Source organism: Pseudomonas sp. GW822-FHT04C11 (assembly GCF_058800905.1).
This window is the reverse complement of record NZ_JBXAMS010000018.1, coordinates 163,510-163,943: the sequence shown is the minus strand read 5'-3', so window position 1 is coordinate 163,943 and position 434 is coordinate 163,510. Positions and strand designations below refer to the sequence as shown.

Annotated in this window: 1 protein-coding gene; it reads right to left on the bottom strand. The window is 60.8% G+C overall.

All coding sequences use genetic code 11. From position 1 onward, the window contains the following. Positions 1–434: immunoglobulin-like domain-containing protein (locus AC1RJ3_RS24920; protein WP_493081054.1), on the bottom strand; the 434-nt coding region annotated here is incomplete at both ends.

Here is a 434-nt window from a genome sequence, read left to right as displayed (position 1 = left end):
GTGATCTGGCCACCTTCGGTAATGGTGTTGTCGGCAGTGAGCGTCAGCCCGGTGTTATCGATCGAATCGGTGATCGTGGTGACCGCCGGGGTGGTGCTCGGGGTCAGCTGTTCGAAATTGCCGCCGCTGGTGCTTTCGATGGTGGTGCTGACGGTGCTGCCGTTTTTGTAAACGTCATTGGCCGGGGTATCGACCACCACCGAGCCGGTGGTTTTACCAGCTTCGATGTTGATCACGGCGCCATTGCTGAGCGTGACAGTCATCGGCGTGCCGGCCGGGTTGCTCAGCGTCGCGGTGTAGGTGATCTGGCCGCCTTCGGTAATGGTGTTGTCGGCGGTGAGCGTCAGCCCGGTGTTGTCGATCGAATCGGTGATCGTCGTAACGGCCGGGGTGGTGCTTGGGGTCAACTGCTCGAAATTGCCACCCGTGGTGCT